This window comes from Pseudoalteromonas sp. S1609 (genome assembly GCF_005887255.1).
GTDB lineage: Bacteria > Pseudomonadota > Gammaproteobacteria > Enterobacterales > Alteromonadaceae > Pseudoalteromonas.
In genome coordinates this window covers 1-246 of record NZ_PNDJ01000285.1, presented here as the reverse complement: position 1 = coordinate 246, position 246 = coordinate 1, and the positions used below count along the sequence as shown (strand labels likewise).

General features: G+C 41.9%; 1 pseudogene. It reads right to left on the bottom strand.

Annotated features, from left to right (window positions below):
• Positions 1 to 8 precede the first annotated feature (8 nt).
• Positions 9 to 246, bottom strand: a pseudogene (locus CWB76_RS19760) (hypothetical protein); the annotation flags it as partial.

Below are 246 nucleotides of genomic sequence, written 5' to 3'. Positions count from 1 at the left end.
GTAGGTTAATCTGGTAGGAAATACTCTCCTAATTGGACGGTTACATTTGAGCGCTTTGAGATTGCTACGGGATTTTGTAACGCAGCTGGATTATCACTAAATAGCTCTGCCATTTGCTCTGGCGTTTTTAGGTATTGCTCTTGTGAAAAACGCTTTGGACGGCGTGTATCATCTAGGGGATAACGAACAAAAATAGCAACCCGAATTTCATGGGCTTGAAAGTTTTCGGGCTTTAAAAATACCGCT